This is a genomic window from Aeromonas sp. CU5 (genome assembly GCF_002586745.1).
In the GTDB taxonomy this organism is placed as follows: domain Bacteria; phylum Pseudomonadota; class Gammaproteobacteria; order Enterobacterales; family Aeromonadaceae; genus Aeromonas; species Aeromonas sobria.
In genome coordinates, this window is the sequence record NZ_CP023817.1 from 700,467 (window position 1) to 714,693 (window position 14,227).

General features: G+C 54.9%; 14 protein-coding genes, 1 tRNA gene and 1 riboswitch. Of the genes, 8 read left to right on the forward strand and 7 right to left on the reverse strand.

What is annotated here, in order from left to right; genetic code table 11:
• The first annotated feature begins 48 nt into the window (after nt 1-48).
• On the forward strand, nt 49-1,311 hold the full coding sequence (locus CK911_RS03270; protein ID WP_098968971.1) for a DUF945 family protein: 1,263 nt from the start codon (nt 49-51) through the stop codon (nt 1,309-1,311).
• 79 nt (nt 1,312-1,390) lie between these two features.
• Here CK911_RS03270 and purU read toward each other — a convergent pair whose 3' ends face one another.
• Nucleotides 1,391-2,227, reverse strand: coding sequence for a formyltetrahydrofolate deformylase (gene purU / locus CK911_RS03275; RefSeq protein WP_098972421.1), 837 nt, complete (start codon nt 2,225-2,227; stop codon nt 1,391-1,393).
• Between the two features lie 268 nt (nt 2,228-2,495).
• Nucleotides 2,496-2,652: riboswitch (FMN riboswitch) on the forward strand.
• Between the two features lie 105 nt (nt 2,653-2,757).
• On the opposite strand from purU, the gene ribB reads away from it, so the two are divergent.
• Both ribB and CK911_RS03285 read left to right on the forward strand, forming a co-directional pair.
• Nucleotides 2,758-3,411, forward strand: a complete 654-nt coding sequence (ribB, locus tag CK911_RS03280) for a 3,4-dihydroxy-2-butanone-4-phosphate synthase (protein WP_098972423.1) — start codon at nt 2,758-2,760, stop codon at nt 3,409-3,411.
• A 224-nt stretch (nt 3,412-3,635) separates the two neighbouring features.
• Nucleotides 3,636-3,878 (forward strand): Lpp/OprI family alanine-zipper lipoprotein, encoded by a 243-nt coding sequence (locus CK911_RS03285; protein WP_042021193.1) that lies wholly within the window; start codon nt 3,636-3,638, stop codon nt 3,876-3,878.
• A gap of 153 nt (nt 3,879-4,031) precedes the next feature.
• Here CK911_RS03285 and CK911_RS03290 read toward each other — a convergent pair whose 3' ends face one another.
• On the reverse strand, nt 4,032-4,880 hold the full coding sequence (locus CK911_RS03290; protein ID WP_098968972.1) for a tetratricopeptide repeat protein: 849 nt from the start codon (nt 4,878-4,880) through the stop codon (nt 4,032-4,034).
• The gene (locus tag CK911_RS03295) at nt 4,877-5,599 is read right to left on the reverse strand and encodes a 4'-phosphopantetheinyl transferase superfamily protein (RefSeq protein WP_098968973.1); all 723 of its coding nucleotides are present in this window, start codon (nt 5,597-5,599) and stop codon (nt 4,877-4,879) included. Before CK911_RS03295 ends, CK911_RS03290 begins: the two co-directional genes overlap by 4 nt.
• Nucleotides 5,600-5,874: 275 nt before the next feature.
• Here CK911_RS03295 and CK911_RS03300 point away from each other — a divergent pair, with 275 nt between their 5' ends.
• From CK911_RS03300 to CK911_RS03315, 4 genes are all read left to right on the forward strand, one after another.
• Nucleotides 5,875-6,363: a C40 family peptidase gene (locus tag CK911_RS03300; protein WP_042021200.1), complete on the forward strand. Its 489-nt coding sequence runs from the start codon at nt 5,875-5,877 to the stop codon at nt 6,361-6,363.
• Nucleotides 6,364-6,511: 148 nt separating this feature from the next.
• Entirely contained in the window at nt 6,512-7,483 is a 972-nt protein-coding gene (gene rlmF / locus CK911_RS03305; RefSeq protein WP_098968975.1) for a 23S rRNA (adenine(1618)-N(6))-methyltransferase RlmF, read from the forward strand.
• A gap of 244 nt (nt 7,484-7,727) precedes the next feature.
• Complete coding sequence (locus CK911_RS03310; RefSeq protein ID WP_042021205.1) at nt 7,728-8,453, forward strand: MaoC family dehydratase; 726 nt, start codon at nt 7,728-7,730, stop codon at nt 8,451-8,453.
• A 245-nt stretch (nt 8,454-8,698) separates the two neighbouring features.
• On the forward strand, nt 8,699-10,114 hold the full coding sequence (locus CK911_RS03315; protein WP_098968976.1) for a DASS family sodium-coupled anion symporter: 1,416 nt from the start codon (nt 8,699-8,701) through the stop codon (nt 10,112-10,114).
• A 68-nt stretch (nt 10,115-10,182) separates the two neighbouring features.
• Here the strand turns inward: CK911_RS03315 and CK911_RS03320 are convergent, their stop codons facing one another.
• Nucleotides 10,183-11,172 carry a DUF481 domain-containing protein gene (locus CK911_RS03320; protein WP_098968977.1) on the reverse strand — a complete coding sequence of 330 codons (990 nt, stop codon included), beginning with the start codon at nt 11,170-11,172 and terminating at the stop codon, nt 10,183-10,185.
• Nucleotides 11,173-11,241: 69 nt separating this feature from the next.
• Complete coding sequence (locus tag CK911_RS03325; RefSeq protein WP_253860408.1) at nt 11,242-12,135, reverse strand: L,D-transpeptidase family protein; 894 nt, start codon at nt 12,133-12,135, stop codon at nt 11,242-11,244.
• A 439-nt stretch (nt 12,136-12,574) separates the two neighbouring features.
• Between CK911_RS03325 and CK911_RS03330 the strand changes: the two genes are divergently transcribed.
• Nucleotides 12,575-12,664: transfer RNA gene (locus CK911_RS03330), tRNA-Ser, on the forward strand.
• Nucleotides 12,665-12,994: 330 nt separating this feature from the next.
• Here the strand turns inward: CK911_RS03330 and CK911_RS21080 are convergent.
• On the reverse strand, nt 12,995-13,438 hold the full coding sequence (locus CK911_RS21080; protein ID WP_157774519.1) for a hypothetical protein: 444 nt from the start codon (nt 13,436-13,438) through the stop codon (nt 12,995-12,997).
• Nucleotides 13,389-14,036, reverse strand: a complete 648-nt coding sequence (locus CK911_RS03335; RefSeq protein WP_098968979.1) for a winged helix-turn-helix domain-containing protein — start codon at nt 14,034-14,036, stop codon at nt 13,389-13,391. Before CK911_RS03335 ends, CK911_RS21080 begins: the two co-directional genes overlap by 50 nt.
• Nucleotides 14,037-14,227 lie beyond the last annotated feature (191 nt).

Sequence of the window (14,227 nt, forward strand, 5' to 3'; positions counted from 1 at the left end):
GTCCGCCCCGTAGAGTGCAGTGACAACTCCTAGGAGACACATGGATTTATGAAAAAGATAGTGGCCCTCGCCGTGGGTGCGGCATTGGTAGGTGGTGGTTTGGCTGCCTGTTGGTACACCGGAAACAGCTTCGATAACATAGTGGCGGAGCAGATTGCCAAGGTGAAGAATGAGACGGGCCTGGAACTGCAGTGGCTGCCGGGCAACAGCAATCTGTTCGCGCGCGACGGGGTGTTGAAGCTGGTGGTCAGCCCGCAGGAGATGGCGGCACTCGATGGCAATCTGCAAGGGGATCAACCACTGGATCTGCAGTTTGTCGTGACCAGCAGGATCCTGCCGCTCTATATCAAAAGCAACGTGCTGCTTGATACCAAACAAGGCTCTCTGGCGCCGGTGTTTGCCACGTTGGGGATGGAGCAGTGGCAATTAGGTCTGGAGTCAGTGAGTAGCCTCTGGACCCAAGCCAACAGCAGCCGCTTTTGGGCTAACGAGTTCAAGGTCAAACAGGGGCTGGACGAGTTTAATTTTTTGCCACTGAGCGGTGAGTTCCACGGCGATCTGGAAGGGAGTGGTCACCTCACCATGACCTGGCAGGGCATGACGGTCCACGAAGAGCAGAGCAAGATGGATCTGGTGCTGGCCGACCTGAAGGGCAGCGCCGACATCGCCGAGATCAGCGGTGTCATGCTCTCTCCCCAGAGTGAAATGGCACTGGCGGCGCTGACCTTGCAACTGCCCGATAGCGTCAAGGTATCGTTGCAGGGGCTGACCACCACGACCCAGCTGACAGGGGACAATGCCCAAACCCTCTCCAGCAGTTATCAGATGAAGATTGCCAAACTCGATCTGGAGAGTGAAACCGATACCTTGGCATTAACTGACAGCAAGCTGGCGCTTAACCTCAAGGGGCTGGATCTGGAAGGGTATCAGGGTCTGCAGGCTGCCAGCGGTCAGGGGATTGAGGATAGCGCCATCCAGCAGGCGCTGGACAAGATGCTCAAACGTGGCGCAACCCTGGAGCTGGCCGACCTCAGTGCCAAGCTCAACGGTGAAGCTGTCGCCATGAAAGGGGATGTGGTGCTGGCGTCCACCTCGCTGGAGCAGCTGTTCAATAGCGAGGAGGGGATGCAGGCACTGAGTGGCCAACTGCATGCCAGCCTCAGCGACAAGTTGGGCAAGGCGGTGCCGCAACTGGCCCCGATGCTCGATCAGTTGACCCTGATGGGTTATCTGAAGGCCGATCAGCAAAAACTGACCTCCGAGCTGAAGCTGGTGAAGGGTGCCGTGACGGTGAATAATTTGCCGCTTTGATAGATGGTGTGTAAACAACAACGGCTCCCGCGGGAGCCGTTGTTGTTTCTGGCATTTGCATACGTGCCGCGTTGGCGGATTACTTGAACACCACCGTCTTGTTGCCGCAGACGAATACCCGCTCGTTCAACACCAGCTCCAGCGCGCGGCTCAGCACCGATTTCTCCACATCCCGGCCCGCTTTGGCCATGTCGTCGGCACTGAAGGCGTGGCCGACGTGGATCACATCCTGCTCGACGATGGGGCCTTCATCCAGATCGTTGGTCACGAAGTGGGCGGTGGCGCCGATCAGCTTGACCCCGCGATCGAACGCTTGTTGATAAGGGCGGGCGCCGATGAAGGCGGGCAAGAAAGAGTGGTGGATGTTGAGGATTGTGCGGGGGTAGGCTTCAACGAAGCTGGGGGTCAGCACCCGCATGTACTTGGCCAGGATCACATAGTCAGGCTCATAGCTGTCGATGATGGCGCGCACCTGCTCTTCATGCTCGGTACGGCTCAGCTGTTCGTGGCTGACGGTGTGGAACGGAATGTTGAACTTGCCGGTGAGCTCGCCGAGGGTGTCGTAGTTGCCGATCACCGCGACGATATCCATATCCAGCGCGCCCGCGTAGTTCTTCATCAGAATGTCGCCAAGGCAGTGGGTCTCCTTGGTCACCAGAATGACGATACGCTTCTTGCCTGCCTTGACCAGACGACGCTCGGCGCCAGCGGGCAGGGCATCGTCCAGATCTGCCAGCAGGGTCTCGTCGTTGAAACGCCCCTCCAGCTCGGTACGCATAAAGAAGCGGCCATTCTCGTGATCCACAAACTCATCGTTTTTGATGATGTTGAGCTGGTGCTTGTAGCAGATGTTGGTGATCTTGGCGATGAGCCCTTTGGCATCCGGGCAATCCGTGAGCAGTATTTTCTTTTCCATCTCTGTCATTTTCCGTTTGTGGTGTTGGCGCCGCTGTCTGCGCAGGGAGCGCATTTATTCAGGCTCTCATTTCGAGGCACTGTTTATGGTTGTTGTGGGGGGGAACTATGCCATAAACCGATCCGCACCATAAAGTACTTCGCCAGCCAAGGTGGTGCGGTAGTCAGTCGGCCGTTGAGGGCACTCATTTGATACGGTGTTGAAACGGTTTTCAGCCCGCGGGGGATTTTGGCTGGTATCTGCAACCGTTTTTCTTTAGGCTGTCTGCGCTTATTCTCAGGGCGGGGTGCAATTCCCCACCGGCGGTATCCCGATTGACTCGGGGAGCCCGCGAGCGCCCGACCTGGCAGATTGCCGGTTCGGGGTCAGCAGATCCGGTGAGATGCCGGAGCCGACGGTGATAGTCCGGATGAAAGAGGATAAGACAGACATTGCCGCGTTGGCCCAGGGTGGGCTGGCTGCTGCATGCTTATCTCTGTCTGCCTTTCCGTGCCCTGATTCTGGTCCTTGTCTTGTTTAGGAGTTTTACCATGAATCAGTCTCTACTCAGTGAATTCGGTGATCCCATTGCCCGTGTCGAAGCGGCCCTGATAGCTTTGCGTGCCGGTGGCGGCGTGCTGGTGGCCGATGATGAAGATCGGGAGAACGAGGGTGACCTTATTTTCGCCGCTCAATCCATGACCAATGAACAGATGGCGATGATGATCCGCGAGTGTTCCGGCATCGTCTGTCTCTGCCTGCCCGACGAACGGGGTCGTCAGCTGGAACTACCGATGATGGTGGACGCCAACTCCAGCCATTACCAGACTGCTTTCACTGTCACCATCGAAGCGGCGCAGGGGGTGACCACCGGTGTCTCTGCGGCCGATCGCATCACCACCATCCGTGCTGCCATTGCCGATGGCGCCAAACCGGGGGATCTGCATCGCCCGGGTCATGTCTTCCCGCTGCGGGCACGTACCGGTGGTGTGCTCACCCGCCGTGGTCATACCGAAGCCACGGTCGATCTGATGCAACTCGCCGGTCTCAAACCGTTCGGTGTGTTGTGCGAATTAACCAAAGAAGATGGTTCCATGGCACGGCTGCCTGACCTGATTTCGTTTGGTCGGCAGCACCGGATGCCGGTACTGACCATTGAAGATCTGGTGCAATACCGTCAATCGGCGTCAGATCGAACAGCTTAAGCCTCATACGAAATTGTAATAAGGCAAAAAGTTGGGTAACCTCTGTCTGTGTTTCCACCATGCGGCACTCATTTTTTAGAGATTTTGGATAAAAACTGTCCACTCGAAAAAAAATGAGGCTTTTAATGCGTTTATCTGTGGTGGGGACTATGCAAAGTATGATTTTTTTGTGCCATAATCACGCCGCTTGCTAAACGTCTGGCGAGTTCAAGGGAGCTTTAAAAATGAAAAAATTGTTGTTGGTAGGTGTTGTTGGTCTGTCCGCTCTGCTGGGCGGTTGTGCAAACACCAGCGAACTGGAAACTTCCGTTCAGAATCTGTCTAACAAAGTTGACCAACTGGCTCAAGATGTTAGCGCTGTTCGTGCTGATCAATCCAAAATTGCTGCTGATGTTTCTGAAGCCAAGCAAGAAGCTATGCGTGCTAACCAGCGCATCGACAACATGGCTACTTCTTACAAGAAGTAATCCATGCGAAAAAAATGGCGCAATTATGCGCCATTTTTTTTTGCCTGAAATTCACCGTTTCCCTGTCTGCATGTCCCTGTCTTTACCTGTGACCCATGAGGTCATGCCGGTCTCCCGGCACTCCCCCATCATTACCAGCCAGTTCGACTCTGATCAGTAGAGCAGACTATAGAGTTTGCGACGGTAGTTCTGTGCCGCCGCTGTGCTGCCCATGGTTGCCAGAATATCGAGATAGGTCTTTCTGGCATCGCCGAATGCCAAGTCCCGCTTGAGGATCTCCAGCAACAAGCTCAATGCCTCTTCTTGACGGCCAGCCTGGTGGTATTGCACAGCCAGCTCCTGGGTCAGGGAAAAATCATTGGGTTGTTCTGCATGGCGGGCTTCCAGCGCCCGCAACTCGGGGCTGTCTGCCGCTTGCAGCGCTAGCGCCAGTCGTGAGCTCAGGGTAAGGAAGTGATCATCCTGTGCCACCATCGGGATGGTGCCGAGGCGCTCCTGCGCTTCTTCTAGCAAATTGAGATCAAGCGCCGCCTGAATGAGCCACAGGCTGATGTCGTGGCGCTCGGGCGCCAGTTGGTGGGCCTTGGTCAGGTGGGCATAGGCGATGCTGGGCTGTTCCTCCGTCAGCGCTTGCTGTCCTTTGCTCAGCAGCTCTTCCTCTTCTTTGGGGGCAAATGCGGCGAAGTACTGACGCAAGGTTGCTTCATCCTGCGGGCCTTCAATAATGGATTGCTCATCAGGTCGTCCCTGATGGAACAGCACCAGCGCTGGCAGGGCGCGCAGGCCGAGCTGGCTGGCCAGTGGCTGCAGCTGGGGATCGTTCATGTCCACCTTGGCCAGGGTGACCTGCTCATTGACGGGCCCAACCAAAGACTCGATCAGCGGCGTCATCCCCTGACACTCCGGCATCTGCGGCGCATAGAAGTAGATGACGACCGGTTTCTTCATGGACGCATCGATCAGTTCGGCGTGAAAATTCTGGGGAGTAATATCGACGATCATGAGTTGGACTCTTTAATAAGGGTGGTAAGTAACATGGGGTTGATAGGCAGGCAATTCAAGCGCTCATCCAGTCGGTAAACATTCACCGTGGTTGCCGCCCCGGCCAGGCTCAGCCAGCCGTTGGCAAAGGGCCAATCCTGCACCTGATAAGTAAGGTTATCCAGCCGATTGTCGAGTCGCCACTCTTCATTCGGGATGAAACACACCTTTTCGAGCCCCGCGGCTATGCCGCCCCCGTGGGCTTTCAGTACCGCCTCCTTGCGCGACCACAGCCGGTAGAAGGCGCGCTCCTGCTCGTTAGCGGGCAGCGCACAGAGCCACTCATATTCACTCTGTGCATAAAATCGACGGGCCAGGGGGAGGGGATGATGCCGCCGTTTGCCCAGTTCGAGATCCACCCCCAACGGCCCCTGCGGGCAGAGCGCCAGCACCAGCCAGTGGCCACTGTGGCTGAGGTTGAAGTGCCAGCCATTATCATGCAACCGTGGTTTCCCGTGTTCATCTTGACAAAATTGCAAGCTGGCGGCGGTTTGTTGCAGCCGTTCGGCCAGTAGCTGGCGCAAGAGGGCGCGGCTTATCAGGTACTCCTGACGGCGAGCGGGATGGGTAATTGTTTGCCAGATATGCCGTTCATTGTCCGACAGCCACTGTGGTAATTGCAGCAGTTGTTGCTGGCATACAGCGGCTGAATTTAACAAAAAAAGATCGGTTTCGATCATTGTTATTCACTTAAAAAAGGTGCTGAAGCAGGGATAAAAGTCAGTTATCTATGAGCCCCAAGGCTCTTTTAGCGATTGTATATTGTTTGGGCATGATCACATTAATTATGAAAAATAGTGCATTACCTTGCAAAAATGTGAGCTCGATAGGGATTTTCACTTGCCTCGATAGAATTCTTGGATATAGTCGGGTGCTGTTGCCTTATAAATTGCCCTTTGGGGCCGTATTTTAACAAGATTGACTATTTAGCGGGGATAAAGGATTGCGCCACCTGATGCTACTGCTGGTCGCGCTCGGAATGGTGGGTTGTGCCTCGGCACCCCAGACCGAGGTCGCGAGCAAGATCGAAGTTTCCATGGTTGAACCTGTCATTGAACCAGAAGCTTCCCAGACACCCGATGTGAATGAAATCCTGACTGTATATAAAGAGTGGCGTGGCGTTCCGTACCGGATGGGTGGCAGTAGCCAGCGTGGTATCGATTGTTCCGCCTTTGCCCGTGAAGTGTTCCGCAATGCCGTCGGTGTCGAATTACCCCGTGATACCCGCTCCCAAGTCCACGAAGGGACACGCGTTTCCAAGCAGGATCTGGTCGAAGGTGATCTGGTCTTCTTCAAAATCAATCGTCGTCTCAACCACGTTGGTATCTACGTCGGCAATGGTGAATTTATCCACGCCTCGACCCGCGCCGGGGTGACGCGCTCCAAGCTGGACAGCCAATACTGGCGCAGCAAGTTCTGGCAAGCTCGCCGGATCGACATCTGAGTCAGGCTGGACAAACGGCTCGCAGTACGGACTGTTTTTCCAACCTCACTTGAACCGGGCTCGATAGCCCGGTTTTTTATTGCCGTCGTTTAGACTTTCCCGAGTCAAATCACTATAGTGTGGGCCCGTTTTCTTCGGCAGGCTCAGTATGAAACCCCGCATCCCATCAGCCGGTGGCCCCCAGTCGGGCGACCGTAAATCCGGACTTCACTCCCGTAATCGCCATCAGGCGGGCTACGACTTTGAGGCGCTTTGCCTGCGAACTCCCGAGTTGGCTGCTCACGTCTTTACCAATGACTACGGCACCCGCACTATCGATTTTGCCAATCCCGATGGGGTGAAGACTCTCAATCGCGCCCTGCTGGCCCATCACTACGGGATTGCCCACTGGGATCTGCCTGCCGGTTACCTTTGCCCTCCCATTCCGGGACGGGTGGACTATCTGCATTGGGCGGCCGACCTGCTGGCCGAGAGCGCGGGCCAGGTCCCTACCGGCAAGGGGGTGAGGGTGCTGGATATCGGGGTTGGGGCAAACTGCATCTATCCGCTGCTCGGGTGCCGCGAATATGGCTGGCGCTTCGTGGGGTCTGATATTGATCCGGTGTCGGTCAAGGCGGCGACCTTGCTGACCAAGAGCAACGGGCTGGGTAATCAGATTGAGTGCCGCTTGCAGGGCAATGCCAACCATGTGTTTCGCGGCATCATAGGGCCGAAGGAGCGCTTTGCCCTGACCCTTTGCAATCCACCGTTCCATGCATCGTTGGAAGAGGCGAGCAAAGGCTCTGAGCGCAAGCTGCGCAATCTGGGGAAAGAGGTCACCGGGACTCCGGTGCTCAACTTCGGTGGTCAGAAAGCCGAGCTCTGGTGCGAAGGGGGCGAGGCGGCGTTTCTGGCCAACATGATTGCCCAGAGCAAGGAGTTTGCCACTCAGTGCCTCTGGTTCAGCTCGCTGGTGTCAAAAAAAGAGAACTTGCCGGGGGCGAAAAAGGCGCTGGCAAGGGTTGGGGCCTGTCAGGTGCGGGTTATCGACATGGCGCAGGGCAACAAGGTGAGCCGGATCCTTGCCTGGTCCTTCCTGGATGAAGAGGGATTGCGTAACGGCTGGTCGAGCGCGCGCTAAACCCCCACAACAAGGCCCGACGAGGGCCTTTTTTCATGATGAACCCGCGAATTCCCTCTGCTGGCTGCATCTCTGGTAATCGATTTCCTCATTGGCATATCGTGCTGGTTTACATGGTGTAAGTAGTTACTTCCGCCTTGGTACACGTGTACGCCGAGATTTTTTTGCACTTACCGCTGAAACTTTAATAAAATAGGACTGGTTAGACCTCTTATTCGGCATTGAATCAAATAGGGATCGGTAAATGAAAGTTGTCGATTTTCTGAAGCGCAAGCGCGAAATTCTGGCGCAGCACCCCTTTGAGCTCAAGGATTGGCTCTCTCCGGCGATCCGCGACTACTGGCGTGAGTTTCAGCAAAAGGCACATCTTCACCCTTTGTTGGGACGTGTACTGGACTTGCAGAGTGAGTCTCAGAGCGAACAGCAACAGGATGCAGCAACCGTGGCACAAGTGGCCAACGGTCAGCCGATCATGGCCCAAGAGCCCGTGATGGCGTTGTCGGGCGAGATTGGCGAGCTCTATGGGGTTCTGCAGGCTCGGGTTGGCGAAGAGACCCATGTGGGTGAGTGGCTTCATATCAGCCAACAGATGATCGATCAGTTTGCTGCGGCAACCGGCGATAACCAATGGATCCACACCAATCCTGAGCGGGCGGCCGCCGAGTCGCCCTTCAAGACCACCATTGCTCACGGGTTCCTGACCCTGTCGCTGCTGCCGCAATTGACCGGTTCGGTCGATGAGGCCACCCCCGAGTTCCCGACCGCCCGTATGGTGGTGAACTTCGGGCTGGATCAGGTGCGTTTCCCGTACCCCATCAAGGTGGACAGCAAGATCCGTGCTCGTACCAAGTTGGCACGGGTGACCCCGATAAAGGGTGGATTGGAGCTGCTCAAAGAGATCAAGGTGGAGATCGAAGGGATCCGCCGCCCGGGTTGCGTGATCGAGTCAGTGACCCGCATCTACTTCTAAGCGCCCTGATTGGCATAAATGATGAAATGGGCCCACTGTAGTGCTCAACTCACAGTGGGCCCGTTTTTTTGCCTGTTTGTTGTCAGTTGTGAGGTGTCAGCCATTACGCGCCGACCCCAGCTTGATATGACTCACAAAACCGGACCCACTGCAGTTATCCAGCTCCCATTTTGGCCACATTGAGGTCTGACGAAATAGCATATTGTGCGACTATTGGCGCCTGATTCCCTATTCTGGTGACAATAGTGCCCATCAATCACAAGATTATTCTGCCACTACTGCTTAGCCTTGCTATCTTGCTGATCCCGACCCAGTGGATCCCGCTGGAGGGGATAACGGTGGTCGAGCAGCGGGTCGTGGCCATTTTCGTGCTGGCCGCCCTCTGCTGGATCCTGGAGCCCATCCCCATCTTTGCCACCTCGGTGCTGATCATCGTGCTGGAGTTGCTGCTGCTCTCTGACAAGGGGCTCTGGTTCATGACCGCTGGCAAGAGTGAGCCGGGATTTGGTGAGCTGCTCAAATCGACCGAAGTGATGGCGACCTTTGCCTCGCCGGTCATCATGCTGTTTCTGGGCGGTTTTTTCCTCGCTATCGCCGCCACCAAATATCAACTGGACATCAATCTGGCACGGGTGCTGTTGCGCCCCTTTGGCCGGGATCCCAAGATTGTCATGCTGGGATTGATGTTGATCACTGCCACCTTCTCCATGTTCATGAGCAATACCGCCACCACCGCCATGATGCTGGCCATTCTCTCACCGGTGCTGGCGGTCTTTCCCGACAAGGACCCCGCTAAAATCGGCTTCGTGCTGGCCATTCCGCTGGCCGCTAACCTGGGCGGGATCGGTACCCCCATCGGCACTCCGCCCAACGCGGTGGCGCTCAAATACCTGACCGGCGAGCATGCTATCTCGTTCGGTCAGTGGATGGGGTTTGCGGTGCCCTTTGTCGCTGTACTGTTGTTGCTCGGCTGGTTTCTGCTGGGGCGCTTCTTCCCGAGTACCCTCAAGCGCATTGATCTCAAGATCGAGGGGCGCTTTATGCAGACCCCCCGTGCCTGGGTGGTCTACCTCACCTTCATCACCACCATAGTGCTCTGGCTGCTGGGGGATCTTCATGGCATGAGCTCCTATGTGGTTGCCCTGATCCCGGTAGCGGTGTTCCTGACCACCGGCATCATCACCAAAGATGATTTGCACAAGATCTCTCTCGACGTGCTCTGGCTGGTATCGGGTGGTATCGCGCTAGGGCTGGCACTGGAGGACTCCGGTCTGGCGGAGCGACTCATCACCCATATTCCGTTCCATGACTACTCCACGCTGGCGGTGCTGGTCGGAGCCTGTCTGCTGGCGGTGGTGATGGCCAATTTTATGTCCAATACCGCAACCGCTAACTTGCTGTTGCCACTGGTCGCGGCGCTGGCGGTCAGCATGCCGGAGCTGGCTGAGTGGGGCGGCAGTCACACCCTGATCCTGGCGGTGACCATTTCGGTCTCGCTCGGAATGTCGCTGCCCATCAGTACCCCGCCCAATGCGCTGGCCCACGCCACCGGCCTGGTGGAGAGCCGCCAGATGGTGCGGATCGGCGTTATCATGGGACTGGTCGGCACCCTGCTGGCGATGGTGTGGATCTACCAGGTTGCGGCTTGGGGGCTGATCTAGCGAGCCTGTCTGCCCAACAAGCACAGAGGAGCCGATATGGCTCCTCTGTGCTTGTTGGGGATAGGGACTTAGAAACTGGCGCCAAGGCTGAGCAGATGTCTGAATTCGCTCTCCCGGGGGGCCGGGCTGCCTGTGTCGATAAGGATGTCAGCATCTTCCCAATCCAGCTCACTCGACCAGGAGAGGCGCAGATGGTCGTTGAAGTAGTAGCGCAACCCTATGCTGCCTTTCAAATCCTGATTACGGGTGAAATAGGGGGAGGGTTGTGCCAGATATTTCAGATAGCGCCCCTGGCTGAACAGCTCCATCTTCTCCTGCCAGATGGAGAAAGGTTGGCGATAATCCCAGTTCATGCCGACGAAAGGGTAGTCAATCACCCGTTCACCCAGAAAAATCTCGGTGATCTCGCTATCTTCACGGAAGTAGAGTCGGCTTAGCCCCCCCTGGGCGATCAGCTCCAGTCGGCGGCGTTTATCGTTCCAGAAGCGATAGCCAGGCCCCGAGCCGTAGTCCATGTAGAGATAGCGATCTTTATCCAGCATGTCATATTCGGCATCGAGTGAGGTACGCAAGAACCACTGCTGGGTGAAGAAGTAGTCCAGCGTAGGGTTGAGCTGATAATCATGGCTGTCGGTGACGCTGTCAGAGGTTTCGTAGGAGTATTCACCGGATAGGCTGTAGCGCCAGTCCAGATTGGCCAGCTCGGTCTTGCCCTTGAAGTTGACGTTGTTGGTGTGTTTGTCTTTGTTTTTGAGTTTGACGTTGAGATCGCCATTGCCGGTCCAGAGCCAGGCATTGCGCTCATTCTGCTCATCCTTGAACAGCTTGATCCCCCCTTTGGCGGTCGCCTTGGGTTTATCCTGCTTCTCCAGTCGCCAGCGCTTGATGGCATCCCGCTGGACGGTAACTGCGCCGGTATAGGGCAGGGCGATACGCACCGACTCCTCGCCGATCTCTTCAATGGTGCCGGTCAGGCGATCGCCGTTGTTCATCCAGAGAATGTCCTTTGCCCACAAGCAGTGGCTGGTCAGGATGAGCACGAGGGGCAGGTATTTCATGGCGTATGACAACTCCGGTATGACTCAGGCTCTGATGGCGTAGCCACTGCTGATCTAGCCGCTGGATAGCTAGCTACTGATAGGCCGGGGCAGGCCATTTTTACTGTCCAGTGCAGCGGAGACTTCATCCTGTGCGACTTCAGGGGCCGCGATAAAGTGCTCTATGGCCGGTGATAGCACCAAAGGGGCCCCATTTTCAAGCTCCTCTTCGGTACGGGAGAGCGGGGAGTGTACCTCCAGCCAGCGTCGCCCATCCGGTTCGATGGCCACCTTGACCGGTTGGTTGATAACCCGCACCGGCGTGCCGATAGGCACCATCTTGAACAGTGCCTCGATATCGTCTGGCCGCAAGCGGATGCAGCCTGCGCTCACCCTCAGACCTACGCCAAAATCCTTGTTGGTGCCGTGGATCAGGTAGTCGCGCTTGCCATAGCCAAGGCGCATGGCGAACTTGCCGAGGGGGTTTTCCGGGCCGGGGGGCACCACGGCGGGCAGGGTGATCCCTTTTTGCTCCAGCCAGGATTTGCGCACCATGGGGCCGGGCACCCAGGTCGGGTCGGGATTCTTCTCGATGACGGTGGTGGTCATCTCCGGCGTTTCGCGGCCAATGTCACCGATCCCGATGGGCAGCACGACCACCTCTGGCTTGCCTTTGGGGAAGTAGTAGAGGCGCAGCTCGGGCAGATTGATGACGATCCCTTCGCGCGGCACATCGGGCAACAGCATCTGGGTAGGCAGCGTCAAACGGGTGCCCGGCTTGGGTAAATAGGGGTCTACACCGGGATTTGCCTCAAGTAGCGCTAAAAAACCAATCTGGGTATGTTTGCCAACCAGCTCCAGATGCTCATCCTGCTGGATGATGTAATCCTCCAGCTCACCGATGAGGCGACTCCCGGCAGGTGGCAGCGGGTAGCGTTTGGCCTCTGCCGGCGCGGCGCAGAGCAGGATCGCTGCCAGTAGCATGGAAAGGGCGGGCGTTAAGGGTAGGGGCTTGAGTTTCGGCAATCGCATAAGAAGATCCATCAGTTCAATCGGGGCGGAACATCATCAACACAGCCGCCAGAATGGCGCGATTGTTCCTCAATCAGCCCATGATTACCAGCTTGCTGCGCACCCGCAATGATGTGGGGATACATAGGAAACCGGCCAAAATCGGCATCACCCATAAATTTGAGCGCCAAGCAGGAAAAAGAGACGCCTGATGGCAATGGGGCAATATCACGATATGGATAATGGCCGGGTGTGCGAGAGGGTTAATGTCGGGTGGATGCAGGGTGGCCTGGCAACGCGAACAGCACGCGCCACATTGTGAGCCTGCTCCCAGATATCTGATTCAGCCATTTGATATCTAAGAAATTTTTATTGCATCCTCGGCCCAGCTTGGGTAAAAATCTCTCCCCACGGAGAGATGCCGGAGTGGCCGAACGGGATTGACTCGAAATCAATTGTGGCAGCAATGCCACCCAGGGTTCGAATCCCTGTCTCTCCGCCACATACCAAGCCCAACCTATTGAATAGGTTGGGCTTTTTCATTATTTTACTTTTGCTGATGTACCATTCAATATGCCATCGGGTATTGACTGGCATAGAACATCACTGAACAGCGTTGGACATTATTTCATTCCAGCTCTTAGTGAAAATTCCTCTACTTTGCTCACCCTCGGGTTCGGGGCTGGTCAGCTTGGACTATCCCAGAGGATGGGAACCAGACACATCTTTGGCATGATCTTCCCGAGGATAACTCATGCCTCTTAGGGGGTTAAATGAGGCCTTTTATGCTGCAAGAGTTTGAACCACTGTGAATTCGATTTGGATCGTTTGGTTACCAGAACGACTGCTTACCGAGCGTTTTGACCTTCTGTAGGCGGTAGTAGGGATAGGTCATGACAATCCAATCTTCCTTATCTTTATGAATGATCTTGGCAATATAGAGAAAGTCATTGTGCATCACCGAATACACATTGCTATGGAGGTCCGGATGTGGTGCTGTTCGAGTCACTCTATTTGCAATGAAAATGACAGTATCACCACGTTTCCCTAACAAGCCTTCATGTTTAAGCACTTCACCCGTGGCCTTGTCATGCACAACGCTCTTGGCATAACCAAACTTGCAGGTTGAGTAGAATGAGAAATCATCGCGCTCATATTGCTGTTGATAATCACATCCGAGCCCATTGATAAAGGGTGTTACAGAGTAAACCAGTAATATAGCGAAACTAATCCATTTTATGGATTTGAAGCTGGCCCAGTTCTTTATCGTATCCATAGAGGTAAGTTCCTGCTGATTCACCAACGGTTTGCTCAATATATGTTATGTCGGCATCACTGAGCTCTGAATAGCCACAGAGATTTGCCTTGTTGATCTTGTTACAGTGTATTGCTGTGTCGAGAGTGGTAATGAATAATGACCATAAAGCAAGAGCCATGAATGCACTGTAAAAAATAATATTGGCGAGAATGGAACCTGGCTTATGGATGTTTCGTTCATGAATATAATCAGAACTTATTGCTTCAATAGAGTTGTCTTGGCTAAATACATCGTCATCTATTGTCGAGTCGAGTTCGATATTTTTATTTTGGTTCACCGCAGGGTGAAATATGTATCCTTTCCGATGACGCGTTTCAATTATGGGGCCATCGGTAATTTCTGCTAACGCTTTTCTGATGTTTTTTATAGCAACGGTCAGTGAGTTTTGCTGTACAACTTTACTTGGCCAGCCTGCCTCTAGCAAAATTTCTTTCTCTACCAGCTCATCAGGCCTCTCCAGCAGACATTGCAAAACCTGAATTTCGCTGGAGCTAAGCTGGGCAATGACTGTGCCATCCCATATTAACTCTCCGCTACTTTCATTTAGCGAAATCATATTTTAGTGCCACCAAATATCAAATTATGCACCCTTTATGCGCCGTTTAACATAATGGCTAGACATAAAATCAGGGCCGTATTGTAGCTTGTGATCACGTTTTTTCGCAATCAACTTGGGGCAATCAGCGGATAATCGCAGGGATTACGGGCTATCAAGTTTGTGAGTAATTACCTTGCTTGATGTGTCGT